The following is a 22,037-nucleotide window of genomic DNA, read 5'->3' as shown; positions in this document are numbered from 1 at the left end:
TTCCAAAACATGCCCTCCAACCCTCTCCTAACCCGCTGGCAACAAGGCCGCACCACAATCAATGGCTGGCTTTGTATTCCCACTTCCTGGACCGCCGAAGTCATGGCGCACGCAGGTTTCGATTCGCTGACTATTGATGCGCAGCACGGCCTGGCCACGGACTTGACCGCGATTCTGCCGATGCTGCAGGCCATTGCTACTACCGATACCGTGCCGCTGGTACGCGTGGCCTGGAACGATCCGGCCCAGCACATGCGAATGCTCGACGCCGGAGCGCAGGGCATCATCTGTCCGATGCTCAATACCCGCACCGAAACCGAAGCCTTCGTGCAGGCTTGCCGCTACCCGCCGCAGGGCTACCGCAGCATCGGGCCGCTGCGGGCGTCTTTGGGTGACGAAGCCGGGTACCTCGGCAAGGCCAACGATGAAGTACTTACGATGGCGATGATCGAAACGGCAGATGGCTATAAAAATCTGGCTGACATTGCCCAAACGCCCACGCTGGATGCGTTGTATGTGGGTACCTGGGACCTTTGCATGACGATGGGCCTGGAAAAAATGGCGGATTTCGACGATCCCGTGCTGTTGGGAATGCTGGATAATATTCTGAACGTAGCGGCTAAAAACAATCTGCTGGCCGCTATTCACTGCGGTACGCCGGAAAATGCCATCAAGATGCGGGAAATGGGCTTTCGGATGGTGACGCCGCTGACGGATACTTTCTCGTTGCAGCAGGCCGTTGGGGAAGGATTGCGGAAACTTCGGTAGTGAGTTATAAGTTCAGTATTTTTGTAGAAACAAATTTCCCTCCCTAATGACTATGCGAAAAACAATAGCGGGCTTTATGCTAGGGCTGATCGGCTTCGCGGCCTTCGCCCAAAACACACCCGACGACGTCAAGACCTTCACCCTACCCAATGGTATGAAGTTCCTGGTGCTGGAAGACCATTCCATTCCTACGGCGAACATGTATTTTTTCTGGAAAGTAGGCGCGCGAAACGAGGTGCACGGTATCACGGGCCTATCCCATTTTTTTGAACATATGATGTTCAACGGAGCCAAGAAATACGGTCCCAAGCAATTTGACCGCGTGATGGAGGCTAATGGAGGCTCCAACAACGCCTACACCACCGAAAACGTGACGGTCTATACCGACTGGTTTCAGAAGGATGCCCTCGAAACGATGTTCCAACTGGAAGCCGACCGCATCGCCGACCTCAGCATCGATTCTACGATGGTACAAAGCGAGCGCGGCGTGGTACTTTCGGAGCGCAGCACGGGTCTGGAAAACAGCAACTACCGCACCATTAGCGAATTGGTCAAAGGTGTAGCTTTTCAGGAACACCCCTATATGTTTCCGGTGATCGGCTTCGAGTCGGATATCAAAAGCTGGACGCAGCAGGATCTGGAAAATTATTTCAAAACCTATTACTCCCCCAACAACGCTACGGTAGTTGTGGTCGGCGACATCACGCTGGCGCAGGTCAAAAAACTGGCCGACCAGTATATGGCCCCCATTCCCGCGCGCGGCCTGCCGCCCAAGGTGCGGACGGTGGAGCCGGAGCAAAATGGCGAACGTCGGGTGACGACTTATAAGGACATCACGACGCCCAATATTCTGCTGGCCTACCACACGCCCGAAACCAGCCACGAAGACTACTACGCACTGGATCTGCTCAACAATCTGCTTACGTCGGGCAATTCGTCGCGGCTCACGAAGGCACTGGTGATGGATACCACGCTGGCGAGTCAGGTGTTCAGTTTTATGGGCGACGGTTTCGACCCGAACCTGTTTTATATCTACGGCGTGGCGGGCAACGGCGTATCGGCGCAGGAGTTGGAAAAAGCCATTGAGGCGCAGATCGACGACCTCATCCAGAATGAAGTGAGCGACCGGGAATTGCAGAAGGTGAAAAACCAGAAATTGATGGAGTTTTACCGTACCATCGAAACCATCAACGGCAAGGCTAACAGCCTGGGTACTTACGAGGTATTCTTTGGCGATTACCGCAAACTATACGACGCTCCCAAGCTCTACGAAAAAGTAACCCCAGCCGACATCAAGCGCGTAGCCGCGAAGTACTTTACCGAAAGAAACCGGACGGTGGGGTACCTGTTGCCAGAGAAAAGCCAATAAAACAATGGATACCCGAGCAAGGGTACTTTCTGTCACTCATTATTTGAATCAAAATCAGTCGTCAACTACCCCATGAAAAATATACTGATTGCCTTCCTGATCCTGGTTGTCTTTACGGCCCGGGCTCAGAACAATTTTAAAGTACCGCCTTACGAGAAATTCAAGCTTAAAAATGGCCTGACCGTCTATCTGATGGAACAGCACGAAGTACCCCTGACTTATGTGTCGGCGGTATTCGACGCGGGTTCGATACAGGATAACGACCGCTACGGTTTGGCGAGCATGACCGCCGACGCCCTGCTTTTTGGCACCAAAAAATACACCAAAGAAGAAATCGAAGAAGCCACCGACTACGTGGGCGCGCGCCTCAACAGCGGCGCGGGCAAGGAAAGCGCGCAGGTCAATATGTCGTTCGCGGTGAAGGATGCCGACAAAATGTTCGATGTTTTACAGGGAGTATTGATGAATCCTACCTTCGATGCCACTGAGTTCGAGAAACACAAGCAACGCGCCCTGTTGCAACTCACCCAGCAGAAGGAAAGCCCCCGCGCGGTGATTGGGAATTATTTCAACAAGCTGGTTTTCGACCAGCATCCTTACGCCAATCCAACGGACGGTACCCCCGCAACTCTTGCTAAAATTGGAGTGGACGACGTTAAGAATTTTTACAAAACCTACTATACCACCGACCATGCGGCCATTGCCATCGTGGGTGATTTCAAGACTGCCGACATGAAAAAACGGATCACGTCGCTTTTGGGCGATTGGAAAACCGCCGAAGGCAGAATGATCAAGCGCGTGGTACCTGACCTGACTTTTGATAAAAGCCGCGTGCTGCTCGTCAACAAGGGCGACGCCCGCGAAACTACCTTTCTGATCGGCGGCAAAGGCGTGGCCTACGATAATCCCGACTACGTGCCGATTATGGTAGTCAACACGATTTTGGGTGGACGCTTTACCTCCTGGCTCAACGACGCGCTGCGCGTCAACTCGGGCCTCACCTACGGCGCGGGCAGTCGCTTTGGCCGCTACAAGCAGGGGGGTACTTTCTACATCAGTACTTTCACCAAAAACTCCACCACCGTCCCCGCCATCGACATGGCTTTGCAGGTACTTGATAGCTTACACCGCACGGGCCTGAATGAGGAGATTCTGGCCTCGGCCAAGGCTTACGTGAAGGGCGACTTTCCGCCCAACTACGAATCGGCGGGCGCGTTGGCGGGCTTGCTGACGGATATGTTTACGTACGGCTTCGACGAAAACTACATCAACACTTTCCAGAGTAAAGTGGACGGTCTGACGGTGGCGCAGGCCAACGACATCATCGCGAAGTACTTTCCAAAAGACAAACTTCAATTCGTGCTGGTCGGCAAGGCCGACGAAATCCGCGATCAGGTGAAGAAGTACGGAGCGATTACAGAGAAGGAGATCAAAGACGAGGGATTTTAGGAATGATGAAGGTTTTATTCTCCCTCTCAACAAAAAGGTACCCCAACTCTAACAAATCGGGGTACCTTTTTAAGGCTTCAAAAATTTGCGCCACTGCACTTTACACAAAAGCTTCCATTTTCATTTCTTCCAAGGTAGGTAGCTTAATTTTTGCCAAAAGCTGCTCTTCCAGCAAATCCGCCCAGGTATTAATATACAGTACTACATCGTCCCGAAAATTATGCCGCAGGTACCTCTTCTCTTTTGGGAGGCGTTCCAATATCCGGCGATCGGTCAACCTTTCCAAATGCTGTAGATCGGCGGTTTCCAGCCCGGAGTTGAGCATATCGGCGATTAGCAAATCCATGGGTAGTCCGCTCGTGGGACAATAATCGTTCAACTGCTCGTGCCAGTCGCCACGTCCTACCGCCAAAGCATTTTGGTGAATCTCGGCTTTGCTGAGCGTCGTGAGTTCCTGCGCCAGATTGCCACAGTTGCAGCTTCCCATATGGCCCCACTGATAGGGTGCGCCTTTCTGAAGCTTGGCAGCCGTGCGGCGCAAAGCTCCGATCAGAGTAAGGTTTGGTTGTGCCATCTTTTTTGTCGATAAGGAGTTGTAGTAAAAAGCTGTTAGCCGCAAGCCAGCTGCTTTTTTAGAATACTTCCTGTGCCACCAAAATGTTTGACTCAGGCAGCCACTGTGGCTTTGGCCAGATCAACCAGGTCTTTGTCATTTACTTCTTTTTTGACATCGGCTACTTCCAGAAAACGGGCATACAGGTCGTTCAGCGTTTCCTGTTCGAAGACGAAACCCAATAATTCAAGGCGGTGCTTCAGCGCATGACGACCACTGCGGGCCGTAAGCACGATGTCCGACTTATCCACGCCTACATCCTGCGGATTCATAATCTCGTAGTTGAGCGAATGCTTCAGAAAACCGTCCTGATGAATTCCTGAAGAGTGAGCAAAGGCATTGCGACCCACAATGGCTTTATTGGCCTGCACCGGCATCCGCATCATTTTGGACACGAGCTGGCTCGTGGGGTAAATTTTCGTGGAGTCGATGCCTGTCTCCAGCCCCAGTTCCTTATGTACCTGTAGGGCCATGACCACTTCTTCCAGCGAGGTATTGCCCGCCCGCTCACCGATGCCGTTCATCGTTACCTCTACCTGCCGGGCTCCTTCGCGGATACCGGAGAGCGAATTGGCCGTAGCCAGGCCCAGGTCGTTGTGACAGTGGATCGAAATCGTCGCCTTATGTACGTTCTTTACGTTTTCAAAAATATAGCGAATCTTCCCCCCATACTCTTCGGGCAGACAATAGCCCGTCGTATCCGGTATATTCACGACTGTAGCTCCTGCCCCAATCACGGCCTCCACGAGCTGCGCCAGAAATACCAGGTCGGCCCGGCCGGCGTCTTCACAATAGAATTCCACATCTTCCACGCGCTTGCGGGCATACTTGGTAGCGTCGATGGCCCGCTCAATGATTTTTTCGCGGGTCGTATTGAATTTGTGCTGAATGTGGATGTCAGACGATCCGATTCCGGTATGAATCCGACCCCGTTTGGCATATTTCAGCGCATCAGCCGCGGCATCGATATCGCCCTGAACCGCACGGGACAGAGCGCAGATCGTGGGCGCTTGTACGGCTTTGGAAATCTCGACTACCGAACGGAAATCGCCCGGGCTTGATACGGGAAATCCAGCTTCGATCACATCTACGCCCAGTAGTTCCAGCTGCTTCGCCACCACGATTTTTTCTTCGGTAGTCAATTGGCAGCCGGGTACTTGTTCGCCGTCGCGCAGAGTAGTGTCAAAGATGTAGACTCGCTGACTCATTATAGGGGAAGTTTAATAAATGGTTGAATTACGAAATTACTACTTTTCACGAAATTATAACGAAAAACCCTTTCTCGGTTTGAGAAAGGGTCCGTGCGTTTTAAAAACCATACCTTTCTCGCTAGCTACGAAGCAATTAGCAGGTTTAGGCTTTGCTGGTTTAATATTGCGTTTTGCATTTTTCTTAGGTAGTGCGAAATTTCGCCAACTGCGATTTTCTTCTGCAAAGTAAAAGGAAGATTTCAATTCTACAAATCTTATTTTCCAAAACTTCTGAAAATGGTGCAGCTCAGTATATAACCTTACTGGTATCAAAGGTATTTCAACAAAGCTTCTCCCGTTGCCTCGGTACCCCGAATCATATCGGAAGGCGTGCTAGCATCGGCAATATCACGGGTTCTTATCCCGGATTTGAGTACCTGATCTACCGCGTTGATTACCGCTTCCGCTTCTTCTTTTAATCCGAAAGAAATATCAAGCAATAATGCCGCCGAGAGTACGGAAGCCATCGGATTGGCTACACCTTTGCCCGTGATGTCGTGGGCCGAACCATGGATGGGCTCGTATACACCGGTACCGTCGCCAATGGATGCGGATGCCAGCATCCCCATGGAACCCGCGATCTGGCTGGCCTCGTCGGTCAGGATATCCCCAAACAGGTTGGCCGTAACCACTACATCGAACCGACGCGGGTCTTTGATCAGCAGCATAGCGGCCGAATCCACAAACTGGTGCTCAACCTGCACCTCGGGGTACTCATGAGCTACCCGCTGCACTACCTCGCGCCATAGGCGACTGGTTTCAAGTACGTTGGCTTTGTCTACCGACATCAGTTTCTTGCCGCGCGTCATAGCGGCATCAAAGGCTTTACGAGCAATGCGCTCAACTTCATACACGCTATATTGCGCTATGTCATAAGCGGTTTTGCCATCGTCTTTACGGCCTTTTTCACCAAAGTAAATATCGCCGGTGAGTTCGCGAAAAAACAGAATATCCGATCCTTTCAGAATTTCGGGCTTGATGGAAGAGGCTGACAGCAGTTCGTCAAATAACTTGATTGGGCGCAGGTTAGCATACAAACCCAACTCTTTCCGCATTTTCAGTAAACCCTGCTCGGGACGTACCTTCGCGCTGGGATCATTGTCATATTTGGGATGGCCCACGGCTCCAAAAAGTACCGCATCAGATGCCCGCATTTTTTCGAGGGTTTCGTCGGGCAGTGGATTCCCCGTAGCTTCAATAGCCACGTGCCCAATCAGAGCTTCGTCGTAAGTGAACTCGTGGTTGAACTTCTCCGCAATCCGCTCCAGTACTTTCTTACCAACTGCCGTTACTTCTTGTCCGATGCCATCACCAGGCACTACCAGGATATGTTTTTTCATACAATTCAATCGCGCCCCATTTTTTTAAGCGGGCGCAGGGGTTTTAGATTTTAGTTAAAATGGATAGTATTTTTTCATAGTTGCTTCAACCTTTTCAGACCGTTAGTTCGACTTCGCTGGGCAAGGCTTTGATTAGCCGGGATTCTCCCAATAGGTTCAGCATTTTCTGAGTAGCCTTGATCGCCGACACCGTTTGGTCCGAATCGAGTCCGCGGGTTTTAACATCCTTGCCACCAATATTCCAGGTAATGATGGTTTCGCACAAAGCATCCGTTTTACCGCCAGGTGGTATACGTACCGCGTAGTCGGTCAGCACAGGAAGCTCAGTATCCAGCTGATCGTATATTTTCTTCAGCGCATTCATGAAGGCATCGTACTGACCATCGCCCTGGGCACTTTCTTCAAAAATCTTGTCGCAAATACGTACCTGCAGGGTAGCGGAAGGCTTGAGATTCTTGGAATGGGTCAACACGTAATTCAAAACTGTCACTCTTTCCTCTATGGCATCACTATCCAGCACATCGGATATGATGTAGGGTAGGTCTTCCGGAGTCACGACCTCCTTACGGTCACCCAGTTCAATGATGCGTTGGGTCACTTTTTTCAGTTCCTCTTCACCCAGTGTGATGCCTAGTTCACGCAGGTTATTCTCGATGTTGGCTTTCCCTGAGGTTTTGCCCAGCGCATAGAGCCGCTGCCGGCCAAAGCGCTCGGGCATCAGCTTACTGAAGTACAGGTTGTTTTTCTTATCACCATCGGCATGAATACCCGCCGTTTGGGTAAACACATTCTCGCCCACAATGGGTTTGTTAGCCGGAATCCGGATGCCCGAGAAAGTTTCGACAATCTTACTTACGGTATATAGGGACTCCTCCACTACGGACGTTTTGACTTCCGGCATGAAATCATTCAGCACCGCAATGGTGCTGGCGAGGGGTGCATTGCCCGCCCGCTCGCCCATACCGTTCACGGTCAGGTGCAAGCCGTGCGCTCCTGCTTTGACGGCTTCCAGCGTATTGGCGATGCTGAGATCGTAGTCATTGTGCCCATGGAAGTCAAAATGATGATCCGGGTAACGATCCACGATGGATTTTACGAACGTGTATGATTCGCTTGGCGTAAGTACCCCCAGCGTATCCGGCAGCATGATGCGACGGATGGGAAGCGCAGTCAGAAAATCCAGAGCTTCGAAAACATAGTCCGGGGAGTTTCGCATGCCATTGCTCCAGTCTTCCAAATATACGTTGACCGCAATTCCTACGGCTTCGGCCTGCTCGACCACCCGCCTGATTTCTTCGAAATGCTGCGCCGGAGTTTTCCGTAGCTGGTATTTCAGGTGATTGAGCGAGCCTTTAGTAAGTAGGTTCATTACCCTGGCACCTCCTTTCAGCATCCAGTTGATGGATGTGTCGCCATCTACAAACGTCAGCACTTCGATCCGATCCAGATAACCGTGTTGCGCTGCCCAGTCCGTGATTTTTTTCACCGCCTGAAATTCTCCCTCCGATACTCGGGCGGAGGCTACTTCCAGACGGTCTACTTTTACTTCCTGCAATAACAGCTGCGCAATGGTTAGCTTTTCGGAGGCCGAAAACGACACGCCGCTGGTCTGCTCCCCGTCGCGCAGGGTTGTATCCATTATTTCGATATATCTCATAGTGAGGCTCTCGGCGGTCAGCAATCAGCAGTCAGCTTTTCATTTCCAGACCCACAAAAGGCCGGTAGCTAACGGCCGAAAGCCGATGGCCATTCAGTACATACTTTTCTCAGCATACGCACCAATCTCCTCTTTCATGGCCCGCAGATAATCAATGTCATCGAAGCCATTCATGAGGTTGTGCTTTTTATAGCCGTTAATAGCGAAAGATTCCTGTTCGCCCGTAGCGAGGATTGTGATGGTCTGGTCCGCCAGGTTGACTTCCAGTTCGGTTTTAGGGTCTTGTTCGATCGTCTGGAAAATCTTGTCCAGAAACTCCGGCGTCACCTGCACGGGCAATAGGCCGACATTGATGGAATTGTTCTTGAAAATGTCAGCAAAAAAGCTCGACACCACGCAGCGGAAGCCATAGTCGTAGATGGCCCAGGCAGCGTGCTCACGGCTGGATCCGCTGCCGAAGTTACGACCCGCTACCAGAATTTTTCCTGAGTAGGTAGGGTTGTTGAGGACAAAATCGGCTTTTGGACTGTCGTCATTATTATAGCGCCAGTCGCGAAACAAGTTATCGCCAAAGCCTTTACGCTCCGTGGCTTTCAGGAAGCGCGCAGGGATGATCTGGTCGGTGTCCACATTTTCCAAAGGCATTGGAACAGCGGAGGATTGGAGGATAGTGAATTTATCGTAAGCCATGGTTTTGTTTTTTAACCGCTAAATTAAGTTCTTAAAGAAACTGACGGGGATCCGAGACGACACCCGTCACCGCTGCTGCTGCTGCCACGAATGGGCTCGCCAACAAGGTACGCGCGCCGGGTCCCTGACGGCCTTCAAAGTTACGGTTGGAGGTACTTACGGCATACTTACCGGCAGGTACCTTATCGTCGTTCATAGCCAAGCAAGCCGAGCAACCGGGTTGGCGCAGCTCAAAGCCTGCTTCGGTCAGCACGTCCAGGATGCCTTCATCTTTAATTTGCGACTCCACCACGTGCGAGCCAGGTACCAACCACGCCGTGACGTTATCCGCTTTCTTACGTCCTTTCACGATGGAAGCAAAGGCCCGGAAGTCTTCGATGCGTCCATTGGTGCAGCTTCCCAGGAACACAAAATCAATCGGTTTGCCTAGCATGCTTTCTTCTTCGGCGAAACCCATGTAGCTCAGCGATTTGGCGTAAGAAGCTCCGCCTTCCACTTCTGCCGCCGAGGGGATAGACTGGCTGATGCCCGTTCCCATGCCCGGATTGGTACCATAGGTGATTTGCGGTTCAATATCGGCGGCATCATAAGTGTATTCCAGGTCAAATTCGGCGTCTTCGTCGGTTTTGAGAGTCTTCCAGTACTCCACCGCTTTATCCCAGGCCTCACCCTTAGGCGATTGGTCGCGGCCTTTGAGGTAGGCAAAGGTTTTTTCGTCAGGAGCAATCATTCCGCCCCGCGCGCCCATCTCTATGCTCATGTTACAGACCGTCATGCGGCCTTCCATGCTCATGTCTTCGAATACTTCGCCGGCATACTCTACAAAGTATCCCGTGGCACCACTGGCCGAAATTTGGGAAATAATATACAACACTACATCCTTGGGCAGCACCCCTTTGCCGAGCTTACCATTGATCGTGATCCGCATTTTCTTGGGCTTGGGCTGCATGATGCACTGCGAGGCCAGCACCATTTCCACTTCCGAGGTACCTATGCCAAAGGCAATGGCTCCGAACGCTCCGTGCGTAGAGGTATGCGAGTCGCCGCACACGATGGTCATACCTGGCTGCGTGATACCATTCTCGGGCCCGATTACATGGACGATTCCGTTTTTGGCATGGCCCAGGCCCCAGTGCGAGATGCCGTATTTGGCCGTATTGGTTTCCAGGGCGTGCAACTGGTTGGCCGACAGCGGATCCGCTACGGGCAAGTGCTGGTTGATGGTAGGTGTATTGTGGTCGGCAGTGGCGAAGGTACGTTCTGGAAACAGTACATCGGCACCCCGGCTTTCCAGTCCGTTAAACGCCACGGGACTGGTTACTTCGTGAATGAAGTGACGGTCGATGAAGAACACATCAGGGCCGTCTTCGATCTTGCGAACGACGTGGGCATCCCACACTTTGTCGAAAAGGGTTTGCTTACTCATTGTTTTTCAGTTTACTTTTTTCTTTTTCTATAATGCTATCAATCCAAATTTTCGCAAAGGGAATCTCATCTTCCAGAATATTCCATAGTATCTCAAAATCGACACCCCAGTATTGATGTATCAGCACATCTCTCAATCCAGCTAGCCCTTTCCAATCTATTTCGGAATTATCGATTCGGACTTCATCGGGAATTTTCTTGGAGGCCTCACCGATAATTTCCAAACTTCGGACAAACGCGCGATTCAGTACTTCATTTTCGACCAATGCTTCATAAGTCAAGTTTTCAGAATGCTTGACCAGAAAATTCATTTCGTCACGAATGTGCTCAAGGAACTCAATCAGCGATGGCGACATACTCGATTTCTTTGACTACTTCTTTTTTGACAAAATCGGCCAGTCCCATCCAGGTAACCAACTGTATTTTGCGGTGTATCAGGGCTTGCAGATAGTAATTCAAATGAACCATGTTTTTGAATGTCTTTTTACCCGCCTGAAATTCAACCAGGAGGTCCACGTCGCTACTGTCATTCTGTTCGTCTCTCACGAAGGATCCGAACAGGCCGATGCGAGCCGCACCAAATGCCTTGATATTCGACTGATGCTGAATGAGCAAATCGAATAGCTGTTTTTTGTTGTCAACGGGCTGATGCTGAACGCTCATTATTTTCCGTATTAATGACTTCACAAATGTCTGACTTTCCTGCCGAACCCCTATAACGTAAAACGCCCAAAGAATAGTGATTTTAGTTCATGAGGTGCCCTTGGGCGTAAAACCGTATTTGTCCTTGTAGCTTTTAATAAAGTGCGATACGCTTTCGTAGCCAATCTCGCTACTAATTTCGGATACATTCATTTTCGTAGTACGAAGCAGAAGATCAGCGTGTTCCAGTCTTTTTTGTTTGATCCACAGCGCGGGAGACGTGTGGAACTCTTCCTGAAAATCGCGCTTAAAGGCCGACAAGCTACGGCCCGAAAGCCGGGCTAGTTCGTTGAGGGTTAGGGGTTTGAGGGAGTAGCTATTCATCAGAAAGCGCAGATCGGCTTTTTGCCCTTTGTGGATGCTGAGCAGGATTGCCTGCAAATTGCCGGAGGTATCGATTTCCAACAGATGCAGCAGAAGTTCCTGAAATTTGAGCCGGAGAAAATGCGTTTTCAGACTGGATTGGGAACGAAAGTACGGTAGCACCGATCCGACGAACTGTGAGAAATTCTCGGAAGAATGTAAATGCAGAATCGGAGATTGCAGCGAGGTACCTTCCCCCTCAGACCTACCTTCAAACAACTCGCCGTGCAGGCCTACAAATTCTTTCAGCAATTTTTCATCAAAGAAAAAAACCAAACTCTTGTACGCTGCATGGATAGATTCCGACATCAGGTAAAAACCCCGCTGAATAAACAGGATATCGCCTTTCTGTACATGCACTTCCTGCGTCGGACTGCTGAATTTTTTCTCGCCTTCCAGTACCACAATTACGGCATGTTCTTCAAAAAACACCTCATACCGCGAAGGGTACACTTCGTTGCGATAGGCCACAAACGTCATGTCCTGAATTTTCAGGGACTCGAATTCCTGGCTGCTTATGTCGGAGGGTACCCTTAACAAGTTAATTGAAAGTGGAAAGTGGAGAATTAAGATTAGAAACCATTTTCAATTCTCTATTGATTTAAACCAAATATTGAAACAAATCCGGCTGGTCGTTGAGGTACTCATAGGCGATGCGGCCTTCGTCCATGCGCCGAAGCAGCGGAGCAAAATCCTCCCGACTTTTCAGCTCGAGGCCAATCAGAGCCGGACCCTGCTCGCGGTTGGTTTTCTTGGTGTACTCGAAGCGGGTAATGTCTACGTCGGAACCCAGCACATCCACGAAATCGCGGAAAGCACCCGCGCGTTGCGGGAAGCGAATGATGAAGTAGTGTTTCAGCCCTTCGTACAGCAGCGAACGTTCCTTGATTTCCTCGGTGCGCGTAATGTCGTTGTTGCCGCCGCCGATCAGGGCTACTACATTTTTACCTTTGATTTCATCCTTGATAAAATCCAGCGCGGCAACAGTCAACGCCCCGGCGGGTTCGGCCACGATGGCCTCTTCGTTGTAGAGTTGCAGGATGGTTGAGCAGACCTTGCCTTCGGGTACCAGGATAATCCGATCCAGGTTTTGCCGGCAAATTTCGAAGGTAATGTCTCCGGCACGGCGCACGGCGGCCCCGTCTACAAATTTATCGATCTTATCCAGCGTGAGCACGTGGTTTTCTTCAATGGCACGCTGCATGGTAGGTGAGCCGAGCGGCTCCACGCCAATGAGTTTGGTTTTGGGAGAAAGCTGTTTGAAAACCGTAGAAACGCCCGAAGCCAGGCCGCCGCCACCAATGGCCATCAGCAGGTAGTCGATCTTGAAATCGGCGTCCTTGAATATCTCCAGCCCAACGGTACCCTGCCCTTCCATAACCTGCACATCGTCGAACGGATGCACGAAAGTAGCTTCGTGCGTGGCTTGATACTGCATGGCTGCGTGGTAGGCATCGTCATAAGTATCGCCCACGAGCTGGATGGTCACCCATTCTTTCCCGAACATACCTACCTGCTTGATTTTCTGGGCGGGTGTGGTGGTTGGCATGAATATGACGCCCTGCACGCCCATTTTTCGGCAGGCGTAGGCTACGCCCTGCGCGTGGTTTCCAGCGCTGGCGCACACGACGCCCTTACTCAATACTTCGGGCGAAAGATTCGCCATTTTATTATAAGCCCCACGGATTTTATACGAACGCACAATCTGCAAATCTTCCCGTTTGAGGTAGATATTGGCCCCATAATGCTCAGAAAGGTGTAGGTTCTGCATCAGGGGCGTATGCGCAGCGACATTCCGCAGCCGCTCGGCAGCCAAGAAAATCGCGTCGAGAGTAGGTACGTTTGGGAGGTTGTCGCTGGGATTGGCTTCCATCAAAAGAAGAATGAGTGAATGATTGGACAAACGCAAAGTTATCCGATCATTCACTCATTCTATCATTCTACCATTCAAAATTGCTTATCCCCGCTCAGGACGCAATCCGCGCACGGTGCTGCCCGCCTGCCACATTTCTGATTCGCGCAGCTCGGCCAACTCCTCTTCCAGCTTCACGCGGTAGTCCGACTGGGAGTTGCGGGAGATCGAAATTTCGGCTTGTTCGCCGGATTTCACTGAGTTGTACAATTGCTCAAATACTGGCTTGGTGGCATCACGGAAAGGCTTCCACCAGTCGAGTGCACCGCGCTGGGCAGTGGTCGAGCAGTTGGCATACATCCAGTCCATACCATTTTCGGCCACGAGCGGCATCAGTGATTGGGTTAGTTCTTCCACTGTTTCGTTAAAAGCTTCGGAAGGCGAGTGGCCATTAGCCCGGAGCACTTCATACTGGGCAGCAAATATTCCCTGAATGGCGCCCATCAAGGTACCCCGTTCACCGGTAAGGTCGGAGGTTACCTCGCGGTAAAAGTCCGTTTCGAACAGGTACCCAGAACCTACCCCAATACCCATGGCGATGCATTTGGTGCGGGCATTGCCCGTAGCATCCTGGAATACGGCAAACGAAGAATTGAGCCCTTTGCCTTCCACAAACATGCGGCGCAACGAGGTACCCGACCCTTTGGGTGCAACCAGGAATACATCCACATCGGCAGGAGGTACGATCCCTGTTTTGTCCTTATAGGTGATTCCGAATCCGTGCGAGAAGTACAGTGATTTGCCGGGGGTCAGTGCTTTTTTTACCGTAGGCCAAAGTTCGATTTGGGCAGCGTCAGAAAGCAGGTAGCAGATAATTGTTCCTTTTTCGAGGGCTTCCTCGATTTCAAAAAGCGTCTCGCCCGGTACCCAGCCGTCGGCTACGGCCTTGTCCCACGACTTGCCTCCCTTACGCTGGCCAACGATCACGTTGAAGCCATTGTCGCGCATGTTCAAGCTTTGGCCAGGGCCTTGTACACCATAGCCAATTACCGCGATGGTTTCATCATTCAATACTTCACGGGCTTTTTCAAGGGGAAACTCCTCGCGGGTCACTACTTCTTCTTCAACTCCGCCAAAATTTAACTTTGCCATTGGGTAAACGTTTTTTTAGTTATGATCTGAGAAATAAAATTATTAAGTATCCAGAAGGCTGCCTTACTTCCTTTCACAAATCAGCAAGACCGACTTTCCAAGATTATAATACAATAGTGGGTCGAGCTTTTTCGACACGGGCACAATGAAATTGTTCCAAAACAGTATCTGTTTCTCTGTGGGATATGTCTGCTTCAGGAAAAGTTTATTCGCCAGCGAAAGACTCAACCCAAAGGAATCCAGGTACTTATGCATCACGATTTTTGCATTTTCAGGCACAATATCTAGCAGCATTTTCTTATTGTAGCGCCTGTAATGCCCGATGGCTTTGTCAAAGGGGCTCATCAGAAAATTATGCGCCGGAACCAACACGACCAGATGCCCGCCAGGTTTCAGGTACTTCATAGCCAGCTCCAATTCTTTCCGATCGTCTTCGATGTGCTCGATCACATCGATGTAAATAAGTGAATCAAACCGTGCCTGGGGATCATACTCGGCAAGGTACCTTGTCTCGACTATGACCTTGTCCGCATTGCGAGTGGCACTTGCAAGGGAGGGCTTTATCTGACTGGCCAGGCGTTCATCGGGTTCCAGGCAAATCCATTGATCGAGTTTGTCCATTTTTGAAATAAGCAAATGGGTAGTGCCTCCCAACCCAGCCCCTACTTCCAGTACTTTGCTACCCAAATACGGAACCACCTGACTGGCCCAATAATCCTTCCAATTGTCGGCCAACGCAAATAGCCCTAACTCATTCCCGATATATTGAGTATTTTTCACCAATATGAGTTTTTGTCTACTGAATACTTTTTCGCAAATCAACTGAAAACTTACTAGAAAGCATTCCGACAAGGATTCACGAATGGATTAACAGATCAATACAATTAAATACAATCTGCTACTAATCAAGAGTTTGATAATATTTTTAGGTTAACAATAATAATGTCAAAATATTTAACCCATAAATGTACCCTATCGCCAAACCAGGAAAATGGTTTTACAAATAGTAATCCCATTGGGCTTCGGGCAGGTACTCTACCAGGCTCCTGGGCGATTTGCTGACGGCCACCCGCCCGGAACGCACAAACTCGAGAATCCCATGAGGTTTGATGTAATTGAAAAATTCAAAGATTTCTTCCTCAGTCCCGGTTTTTTCAATCACCACATAGTCCAGGCCCCAGTACACAACCCAGGCCTTGTAAACCTTATTGATGGTTTCGATTTCCAGTCGTTTGGCACCTTCGGGGGTAGGTACCTTGAATAGTGCGATCTCATTGTAGGCGATTTCATCGTTGAGGTAGCCAAATACGGCCAGTACCTCCACGACTTTACGGATTTGGCGCACCATTTTCTCCACTTTCTCGCGCGAGTCCTCCTTAATCACGATAGTGAAGCGCGACACGCCCTTGCGCTCGGTTTCTGACACGGTTAGACTTTCGATATTCACCCGGCGGCGGGTGAATATGATCGTGATCTTATTCAGCAGGCCGATGGAATTCTCGGTAAAAACACAAATGGTGTATGAGGTCATAGGTCGATGATAGAATGATTGATCCAGTGATTGAGGGAGTTATTTTTTCGTAGAAACCGAAAACTTTTACTCAATCACTCATTCAAAATTCATAATTATTTCAGTCGTATCTCGGAAACACAGGCTCCGGATGCTACCATCGGGAACACGTTCTCTTCTTTTTCCACGATTACTTCCAGCAGGTAGGGTTTGTCAGACTGCAACATTTTATCTAGCGAATCGCTGAGATTCTCCCGCTGATCGCAGGTATGCCCGGCAATGCCGAACCCCTTGGCGATGGTGATAAAGTCAGGATTCTGCAATTCCACGAATGAGTAGCGTTTCTCAAAAAACAACTGCTGCCACTGCCGTACCATGCCCAGGTAGTTGTTGTTCAGGATGATCGCTTTGACAGGCAAACCGCTCTGGGCAATCGTACCGAGTTCCTGTAGAGTCATCTGGAAGCAGCCGTCGCCGATAATGGCTACCACTTCGCGGGAGGGATCACCCACTTTGGCTCCGAAAGCCGCTGGCAGTGCGTAGCCCATGGTACCCAATCCCCCGGAAGTAATAAAGGAATTGTTGCGCTTGAACTCGTAATAACGCGCCGTTACCATTTGGTGCTGTCCTACGTCGGCTACGATAACCGCTTCTCCTTTGGTCTTATCAGAAAGCATCCGCACTACTTCGGCCATTTTGATTTTTTCAGTCGTAGCTGCGAGTTCAGGAGTCGTGATACAGTCCTTTTCCTCCGCGTCGAGGGCCTTGAAACGATTCAGCCATTCTTGGTGGCTGTTCGGGGTAAGTAGGGGCATCAGCATTTTGAGAGCTTCCTTGGCATCACCTACCACGGGCGCGTCGGCTTTCACGATTTTGTCAATTTCAGCCGGATCAATCTCGATGTGGACGATTTTGGCCTGCTTGGCATAACGCGTGGCGTCGCCCGTCACACGGTCGTCGAAGCGTAGTCCGATTCCGATCAGCACGTCACATTCGTTGGTAAGACGGTTGGTACTGTAGTTCCCGTGCATTCCCAGCCAGCCCGCATACAAGGGGTGGTTTACGGGCACCGACGACAGTCCTAACAAGGTAGAAGCACAGGGAATGCCCGTTTTTTCTACCAGTTCGATCAGTTCCTGCTCCGCACCGGCCAGTTTGACTCCGTGCCCGAACAGCAGGAACGGACGTTTGGCCTGGTTGATGAGGGTAGCTGCTTTTTCAACCTGCTCTTGCTTGGGTACCAGGCGGGGACGGTACCCCAACAGTTTTTCACAGAATTTATAGACGAATGGCTTCGTCATCATTTCTGACTGCGCATTCTTGGTAATGTCAATGAGTACGGGTCCCGGACGGCCCGATTTGGCGATGTAGAAAGCCTTGGCCATGATCTCCGGTACTTCGTCGGCCGAGGTAATCTGGTAGTTCCATTTGGTGATGGGCATCGTGACGCCGATGACGTCCGTCTCCTGAAAGGCATCGGTACCCAACAGATGCTTGGCTACCTGCCCTACTACGCACACCAGGGGCGTAGAGTCAATGATGGCATCCGCCACGGCAGTCACTAGATTGGTGGCACCCGGCCCTGATGTCACCAGACACACGCCCACTTGGCCTGAGATGCGGGCAAAGCCTTCGGCAGCGTGCCCGGCTCCCTGCTCGTGGCGTACCAGAATATGATTAATTTCTTCCTGATAATCATAAATGGCATCGTACACGGGCATGATGGCCCCGCCGGGATAGCCAAAAATGGTTTTCACACCTTCCGCAATCAGGGAGCGGATAACGGCGTGGGAGCCGTTCATCAGTTTCAGCGCGTCGGTTTTCAATTCTGGCTCGATGCTTTCCAGGATCATCGAATTAGCTTCATTTTTTCCCATGACCTTCACGTATTAATAAGGTTGTTGATCTTTACATTTCGTCGGTTACGCAGCCTTCGCTGGCCGATTTTACATGGCGGATGTATTTTCCCAGAATGCCCTTGGTAAACCGGGGCTGGGGTTGAACCCATTGGTTTTTCCGGGCAGCCATCTCTTCGTCAGAAATATGTACTTTCAGTTCGCGGGTACTGGCATCGATTGTGATTCTGTCGCCATCTTTCACAAGGGCAATGGGACCGCCTTCGTAGGCTTCGGGCGTGATATGGCCCACTACAAATCCATGGGTACCTCCCGAAAAACGGCCGTCGGTAATGAGTGCAATCTTGTCGCCGAGGCCCGCGCCCATAACCGCCGAGGTAGGTTTCAGCATCTCGGACATACCCGGTCCGCCCTTGGGCCCCGAATTACGGATTACGACTACATGGCCTTCCCGGATTTCACCTTTCTCTAGCATGTCGATAATTTCCGACTCGTGTTCGCAAATTTTGGCATCACCTTCGAAGTATAGCCCCTCTTTCCCTGTAATCTTAGCTACGGAACCCATGGGAGCCAGATTTCCGTACAGGATTTGAATATGTCCCGTAGATTTAATGGGATTGGAAAGAGGGAAAATGATTTTCTGGGTTTCAAAGTTCAGGTCCGGAGCTTCCGCCAGATTCTCGGCAACGGTTTTACCCGTCACGGTCATACAATCGCCATGAATGAGTCCTTCATCATACAAATATTTCGTAATGGCAGGTACCCCGCCAATTGCCAGAATATCCTCCATATAATATTTGCCGCTGGGTTTCAGATCTGCAATAAAAGGTGTGCGGTCGCTAATAGTCTGGATGTCATCCAGCGTCAGAGGTATTCCCGCCGAACGGGCGATGGCCAGATAGTGCAGGGCTGCGTTGGTAGACCCCCCAGCGCCATCACTACCGTGAGCGCATTTTCCAGCGATTGACGCGAAATAATTTCTTTCGGGGTTATTTCGCGTTCCAGCAGTACCTTCATGGCAGCCCCGATTTTCTTGCACTCTTCCTGTTTACCTTCGTGCGTGGCGGGGTAGCTGCTACTGAACGGCAAGCTCAAACCCATAGCTTCGATGGAGGCCGCCATGGTGTTGGCGGTGTACATTCCGCCACAGGCACCGGGACCGGGGATGGAGTTCTGGATCACGCCCTTGTAGTCTTCATCGGAAATATTCCCGGCAAACTTCTTTCCTAACGCCTCAAAGGCAGACACAATATCGAGTTTCTGTCCCTTGTAGTGTCCCGAGCGGATGGTACCCCCGTAGACCATGATCGCCGGCCGTTCCAGCCGCGCCATGGCCATAATAGCCCCCGGCATATTCTTGTCGCAACCCACCACGGTGATTACGCCGTCGTACCATTGGGCGGCGACGACCGTTTCGATCGAATCGGCAATCAGGTCACGGCTGGGTAGCGAGTAGCGCATGCCGTCGTTGCCATTGGTCATGCCATCCGACACCCCGATGGTGTTGAAAATTAGCCCTACCATGTCATGGGCCTGAACACCCTGCTTTACATACACCGAAAGTCCATTCAGGTGCATGTTACATGGATTACCCTCGTAGCCCGTGCTGGCGATGCCAATCTGGGGCTTGTCCATATCCTTTTCTTTCAATCCAAGACCATAAAGCATAGCTTGAGCGGCAGGATTGGTAACTTCCTGAGTAAGGGTACGGGAGTATTTGTTTAGGTTTTGGGTTTCGGTGGTAGGCATCTGGTTATGGAGAGCGAGTTTATTTCAAAAAAGATACGGTAAAAAAAAAGCCTTACTCAGTGATCATGTGAGTGAGGCGTTAGGGCTGGCAAACCAATTCCACTCACATCCTATTGGATGCTGACGAGTAGAATGACTAGGTGGACTGCCTGATTCATAAAATCAATTTAAAAGAAATTCTCTGTTAGTGAAATTTCGCTGGATGCGTAATTCCTTCACAAATAAGAAAGGTATCTTTTTATTTTCCAAACATTTTTTCACTTTTTACGTGTTTAAAAAAGAGTTTAGAGGTTTCACTACCTTTGTTCGGTACATAATAACCGAAATAGCTATTTATAACTATAAATAATACCATTCTTCGTATTTATGCTTACTACTGAAACCACCTCAGGCTACGATCATCTGGAACGCATGAGTGTGCACGAACTACTGGTCAATATAAATCGGGAAGATCAAACCGTTCCCCTGGCTGTTGAACGATCTATCCCGCAGATCGAGCAATTGGTGGAGCAGATTGTCAGGCGTATGAAGCAAGGCGGGCGGCTTTTTTATATTGGTGCCGGTACGAGTGGACGGCTGGGGGTGGTAGATGCCTCAGAATGTCCGCCTACCTTCGGCGTTCCCTTTGACATGGTGATCGGGATCATGGCCGGGGGCGATTCAGCTATCCGGAGGGCCGTTGAGTTTGCGGAGGACGACGCTAGTCAAGCCTGGAAAGACTTGGAAGAATACCATATTACAAATCTTGACTCGCTGGTCGGTATAGCTGCTTCGGGCCGTACGCCCTATGTCATCGGGGGTCTGCGGGAGGCTCGGAGCGCGGGGATTCTGACCGGCTGTATTGTGTGTAACGAAGGCTCGGCCGTGGCGCAGGCAGCGGAGTTTCCGGTGGAAGTCGTGGTAGGCCCCGAATTTGTGACCGGTAGTACTCGTATGAAGTCAGGTACTGCCCAAAAACTGGTCTTGAATATGATTTCCACCTCTGTGATGATTCGACTGGGCCGGGTGAAGGGCAATAAAATGGTGGATATGCAGATGACCAACCACAAACTGGTGGAGCGGGCCATCCGAATGGTTACGGAAGAATTGAACATTCCACGCGAAGAAGCCGAAGCCCTGCTCGACGCCTACGGCAGTGTGCGCGGAGCCATTGAAGCAGGAAGCAAAAGTGATAAGTAAGGCTAGATTTTTTTCAATAAGAATGCTCCCACAGGCTTCACAAAGCCTGTTTATAAGTAAATCCTAAAACCTACCCTATGCAAGCTGCTGTTTTAGAAAAAGTCAATGAACCCCTGGTATTTAAGGATGTCGAAAGACCCGATCCTGGTAAAGGCGAGGTACTGGTTCGCCTCCATGCGGCCTCGCTAAACCATCGTGATGTCTGGATTCAAAAAGGACTTTATCCCAACATCAAGACACCCATCATTCTGGGCTCCGATGGCGCGGGCGTGATTGTCCAAGGAGGAGAGGGCGTAAGCGACTACTGGATAGGAAAGGAAGTAATCATCAATCCTTCGCATCATTGGGGCGATAATCCGGATTTCTACGGCAGCGATTATACTATTCTGGGTTTGCCCGAGAACGGTACTTTTGCCGAGTACATCAAAGTGGACCTTCATTATCTGATGCATAAGCCCGCACACTTATCTTTCGCACAGGCAGCCTGCCTGCCTTTATCGGCTTTGTCGGCCTGGCGGGCTCTGATGACACGCGGTGGCTTCAAACCCGGTAACCGAGCGTCGAACCGCCGGGTGCTGGTGACCGGAGCGGGCGGCGGTGTGGCTTTATTCGTAATTCAGTTTGCCGTTGCGGCGGGTGCGGAAGTATGGGTTACCTCTGGCTCCGACCATAAAATCCGCAAAGCCATTAACCTGGGTGTAAAGGGCGGAGTCAACTACAAAGAACCTACCTGGCACCGTGATCTTCTGGTCAAGGCCCATGCTCCCAAATCGGGCTATTTCGACACCATCATCGACGGAGCCGGAGGCAGCGGATTTGCACGTTTGATCGATGTCGCCGCCCCTGGTGCCACGCTATGCTTTTATGGGGGCACGGCGGGGAACATTACCGACATAGTGCCAGCCAAGGTGTTCTTCAAGCAATTGAATATTCACGGTACTACCATGGGGACGGAAGCAGAATTTGAAGCCATGATCCGTTTTGTCGAAGAACATAGAATCGTCCCCATCGTGGATGAGATATTCCGACTGAGTAACGCCGAAGCCGCCCTGCGCCACATGGACAGCGGTGAGCAGTTCGGGAAAATTGTGCTGAAGATAGCAGATTAAGAAT

At 50.7% G+C, this 22,037-nt stretch carries 19 protein-coding genes and 1 pseudogene; 5 read left to right on the top strand and 15 right to left on the bottom strand.

Annotated elements, in window-relative coordinates:
* Window positions 1-9 precede the first annotated feature (9 nt).
* From GBK04_RS16375 to GBK04_RS16365, 3 genes are all read left to right on the top strand, one after another.
* Entirely contained in the window at window positions 10-768 is a 759-nt protein-coding gene (locus GBK04_RS16375) for an HpcH/HpaI aldolase family protein (RefSeq protein ID WP_152761471.1), read from the top strand.
* A gap of 52 nt (window positions 769-820) precedes the next feature.
* Window positions 821-2,137: a M16 family metallopeptidase gene (locus GBK04_RS16370; RefSeq protein ID WP_373331041.1), complete on the top strand. Its 1,317-nt coding sequence runs from the start codon at window positions 821-823 to the stop codon at window positions 2,135-2,137.
* Between the two features lie 72 nt (window positions 2,138-2,209).
* On the top strand, window positions 2,210-3,586 hold the full coding sequence (locus tag GBK04_RS16365) for a M16 family metallopeptidase (RefSeq protein ID WP_152761467.1): 1,377 nt from the start codon (window positions 2,210-2,212) through the stop codon (window positions 3,584-3,586).
* A 100-nt stretch (window positions 3,587-3,686) separates the two neighbouring features.
* On the opposite strand, the gene GBK04_RS16360 is transcribed toward GBK04_RS16365, so the two are convergent.
* The 15 genes and pseudogenes from GBK04_RS16360 to ilvD all read right to left on the bottom strand — a co-directional run bounded on the left by GBK04_RS16360 (window position 3,687) and on the right by ilvD (window position 19,745).
* A complete protein-coding gene (locus GBK04_RS16360) occupies window positions 3,687-4,160 on the bottom strand; it encodes a hypothetical protein (protein ID WP_152761465.1) in 474 nt (157 codons plus the stop codon).
* Between the two features lie 92 nt (window positions 4,161-4,252).
* Entirely contained in the window at window positions 4,253-5,407 is a 1,155-nt protein-coding gene (locus GBK04_RS16355) for a 2-isopropylmalate synthase (protein ID WP_152761463.1), read from the bottom strand.
* Between the two features lie 311 nt (window positions 5,408-5,718).
* Window positions 5,719-6,789, bottom strand: a complete 1,071-nt coding sequence (gene leuB / locus GBK04_RS16350) for a 3-isopropylmalate dehydrogenase (RefSeq protein WP_152761461.1) — start codon at window positions 6,787-6,789, stop codon at window positions 5,719-5,721.
* 94 nt (window positions 6,790-6,883) lie between these two features.
* Window positions 6,884-8,446 (bottom strand): hydroxymethylglutaryl-CoA lyase-like TIM-barrel protein, encoded by a 1,563-nt coding sequence (locus tag GBK04_RS16345; protein ID WP_373331040.1) that lies wholly within the window; start codon window positions 8,444-8,446, stop codon window positions 6,884-6,886.
* Between the two features lie 93 nt (window positions 8,447-8,539).
* Window positions 8,540-9,136: a 3-isopropylmalate dehydratase small subunit gene (gene leuD, locus GBK04_RS16340; RefSeq protein WP_152761459.1), complete on the bottom strand. Its 597-nt coding sequence runs from the start codon at window positions 9,134-9,136 to the stop codon at window positions 8,540-8,542.
* Window positions 9,137-9,167: 31 nt separating this feature from the next.
* On the bottom strand, window positions 9,168-10,562 hold the full coding sequence (leuC, locus tag GBK04_RS16335; protein ID WP_152761457.1) for a 3-isopropylmalate dehydratase large subunit: 1,395 nt from the start codon (window positions 10,560-10,562) through the stop codon (window positions 9,168-9,170).
* On the bottom strand, window positions 10,555-10,917 hold the full coding sequence (locus tag GBK04_RS16330) for a HepT-like ribonuclease domain-containing protein (protein ID WP_152761455.1): 363 nt from the start codon (window positions 10,915-10,917) through the stop codon (window positions 10,555-10,557). Before GBK04_RS16330 ends, leuC begins: the two co-directional genes overlap by 8 nt.
* Window positions 10,898-11,224 (bottom strand): nucleotidyltransferase family protein, encoded by a 327-nt coding sequence (locus GBK04_RS16325; RefSeq protein ID WP_152761453.1) that lies wholly within the window; start codon window positions 11,222-11,224, stop codon window positions 10,898-10,900. Before GBK04_RS16325 ends, GBK04_RS16330 begins: the two co-directional genes overlap by 20 nt.
* 87 nt (window positions 11,225-11,311) lie before the next feature.
* Window positions 11,312-12,166: an AraC family transcriptional regulator gene (locus tag GBK04_RS16320; RefSeq protein WP_152761451.1), complete on the bottom strand. Its 855-nt coding sequence runs from the start codon at window positions 12,164-12,166 to the stop codon at window positions 11,312-11,314.
* 61 nt (window positions 12,167-12,227) lie between these two features.
* On the bottom strand, window positions 12,228-13,499 hold the full coding sequence (ilvA, locus tag GBK04_RS16315; RefSeq protein ID WP_152761449.1) for a threonine ammonia-lyase IlvA: 1,272 nt from the start codon (window positions 13,497-13,499) through the stop codon (window positions 12,228-12,230).
* 84 nt (window positions 13,500-13,583) lie between these two features.
* Entirely contained in the window at window positions 13,584-14,630 is a 1,047-nt protein-coding gene (gene ilvC / locus GBK04_RS16310) for a ketol-acid reductoisomerase (protein WP_152761447.1), read from the bottom strand.
* 63 nt (window positions 14,631-14,693) lie between these two features.
* Complete coding sequence (locus tag GBK04_RS16305) at window positions 14,694-15,410, bottom strand: class I SAM-dependent methyltransferase (protein ID WP_373331039.1); 717 nt, start codon at window positions 15,408-15,410, stop codon at window positions 14,694-14,696.
* A 217-nt stretch (window positions 15,411-15,627) separates the two neighbouring features.
* Window positions 15,628-16,161, bottom strand: coding sequence for an acetolactate synthase small subunit (ilvN, locus tag GBK04_RS16300; RefSeq protein ID WP_152761443.1), 534 nt, complete (start codon window positions 16,159-16,161; stop codon window positions 15,628-15,630).
* Between the two features lie 95 nt (window positions 16,162-16,256).
* Window positions 16,257-17,993 carry a biosynthetic-type acetolactate synthase large subunit gene (gene ilvB / locus GBK04_RS16295; protein WP_373331460.1) on the bottom strand — a complete coding sequence of 579 codons (1,737 nt, stop codon included), beginning with the start codon at window positions 17,991-17,993 and terminating at the stop codon, window positions 16,257-16,259.
* A gap of 55 nt (window positions 17,994-18,048) precedes the next feature.
* Window positions 18,049-19,745 (bottom strand): annotated as a pseudogene (gene ilvD / locus GBK04_RS16290) (dihydroxy-acid dehydratase).
* 366 nt (window positions 19,746-20,111) lie between these two features.
* Here ilvD and murQ point away from each other — a divergent pair.
* Window positions 20,112-20,924, top strand: a complete 813-nt coding sequence (murQ, locus tag GBK04_RS16285) for an N-acetylmuramic acid 6-phosphate etherase (RefSeq protein ID WP_152761439.1) — start codon at window positions 20,112-20,114, stop codon at window positions 20,922-20,924.
* Window positions 20,925-21,001: 77 nt separating this feature from the next.
* Window positions 21,002-22,033 carry a quinone oxidoreductase family protein gene (locus GBK04_RS16280; RefSeq protein ID WP_152761437.1) on the top strand — a complete coding sequence of 344 codons (1,032 nt, stop codon included), beginning with the start codon at window positions 21,002-21,004 and terminating at the stop codon, window positions 22,031-22,033.
* Window positions 22,034-22,037: the final 4 nt, after the last annotated feature.

The sequence above is a fragment of the Salmonirosea aquatica genome, assembly GCF_009296315.1.
GTDB classification, from domain to species: Bacteria; Bacteroidota; Bacteroidia; order Cytophagales; family Spirosomataceae; genus Salmonirosea; species Salmonirosea aquatica.
This window is presented reverse-complemented; position numbering and strand designations above follow the sequence as displayed.

What these genes read in the sequence shown, in the direction of transcription:
- GBK04_RS16360 (WP_152761465.1), bottom strand. Translation starts at nt 4,160, where the DNA reads ATGGCACAACCAAACCTTACTCTGATCGGAGCTTTGCGCCGCACGGCT.
- ilvA (WP_152761449.1), bottom strand. Translation starts at nt 13,499, where the DNA reads ATGGAAGCCAATCCCAGCGACAACCTCCCAAACGTACCTACTCTCGAC.
- GBK04_RS16280 (WP_152761437.1), top strand. Translation starts at nt 21,002, where the DNA reads ATGCAAGCTGCTGTTTTAGAAAAAGTCAATGAACCCCTGGTATTTAAG.
- GBK04_RS16365 (WP_152761467.1), top strand. Translation starts at nt 2,210, where the DNA reads ATGAAAAATATACTGATTGCCTTCCTGATCCTGGTTGTCTTTACGGCC.
- ilvC (WP_152761447.1), bottom strand. Translation starts at nt 14,630, where the DNA reads ATGGCAAAGTTAAATTTTGGCGGAGTTGAAGAAGAAGTAGTGACCCGC.
- leuC (WP_152761457.1), bottom strand. Translation starts at nt 10,562, where the DNA reads ATGAGTAAGCAAACCCTTTTCGACAAAGTGTGGGATGCCCACGTCGTT.
- GBK04_RS16370 (WP_373331041.1), top strand. Translation starts at nt 821, where the DNA reads ATGCGAAAAACAATAGCGGGCTTTATGCTAGGGCTGATCGGCTTCGCG.
- ilvN (WP_152761443.1), bottom strand. Translation starts at nt 16,161, where the DNA reads ATGACCTCATACACCATTTGTGTTTTTACCGAGAATTCCATCGGCCTG.
- GBK04_RS16325 (WP_152761453.1), bottom strand. Translation starts at nt 11,224, where the DNA reads ATGAGCGTTCAGCATCAGCCCGTTGACAACAAAAAACAGCTATTCGAT.
- GBK04_RS16375 (WP_152761471.1), top strand. Translation starts at nt 10, where the DNA reads ATGCCCTCCAACCCTCTCCTAACCCGCTGGCAACAAGGCCGCACCACA.
- GBK04_RS16355 (WP_152761463.1), bottom strand. Translation starts at nt 5,407, where the DNA reads ATGAGTCAGCGAGTCTACATCTTTGACACTACTCTGCGCGACGGCGAA.
- ilvB (WP_373331460.1), bottom strand. Translation starts at nt 17,993, where the DNA reads ATGATCCTGGAAAGCATCGAGCCAGAATTGAAAACCGACGCGCTGAAA.
- murQ (WP_152761439.1), top strand. Translation starts at nt 20,112, where the DNA reads ATGCTTACTACTGAAACCACCTCAGGCTACGATCATCTGGAACGCATG.
- leuB (WP_152761461.1), bottom strand. Translation starts at nt 6,789, where the DNA reads ATGAAAAAACATATCCTGGTAGTGCCTGGTGATGGCATCGGACAAGAA.
- GBK04_RS16330 (WP_152761455.1), bottom strand. Translation starts at nt 10,917, where the DNA reads ATGTCGCCATCGCTGATTGAGTTCCTTGAGCACATTCGTGACGAAATG.
- leuD (WP_152761459.1), bottom strand. Translation starts at nt 9,136, where the DNA reads ATGGCTTACGATAAATTCACTATCCTCCAATCCTCCGCTGTTCCAATG.
- GBK04_RS16345 (WP_373331040.1), bottom strand. Translation starts at nt 8,446, where the DNA reads ATGAGATATATCGAAATAATGGATACAACCCTGCGCGACGGGGAGCAG.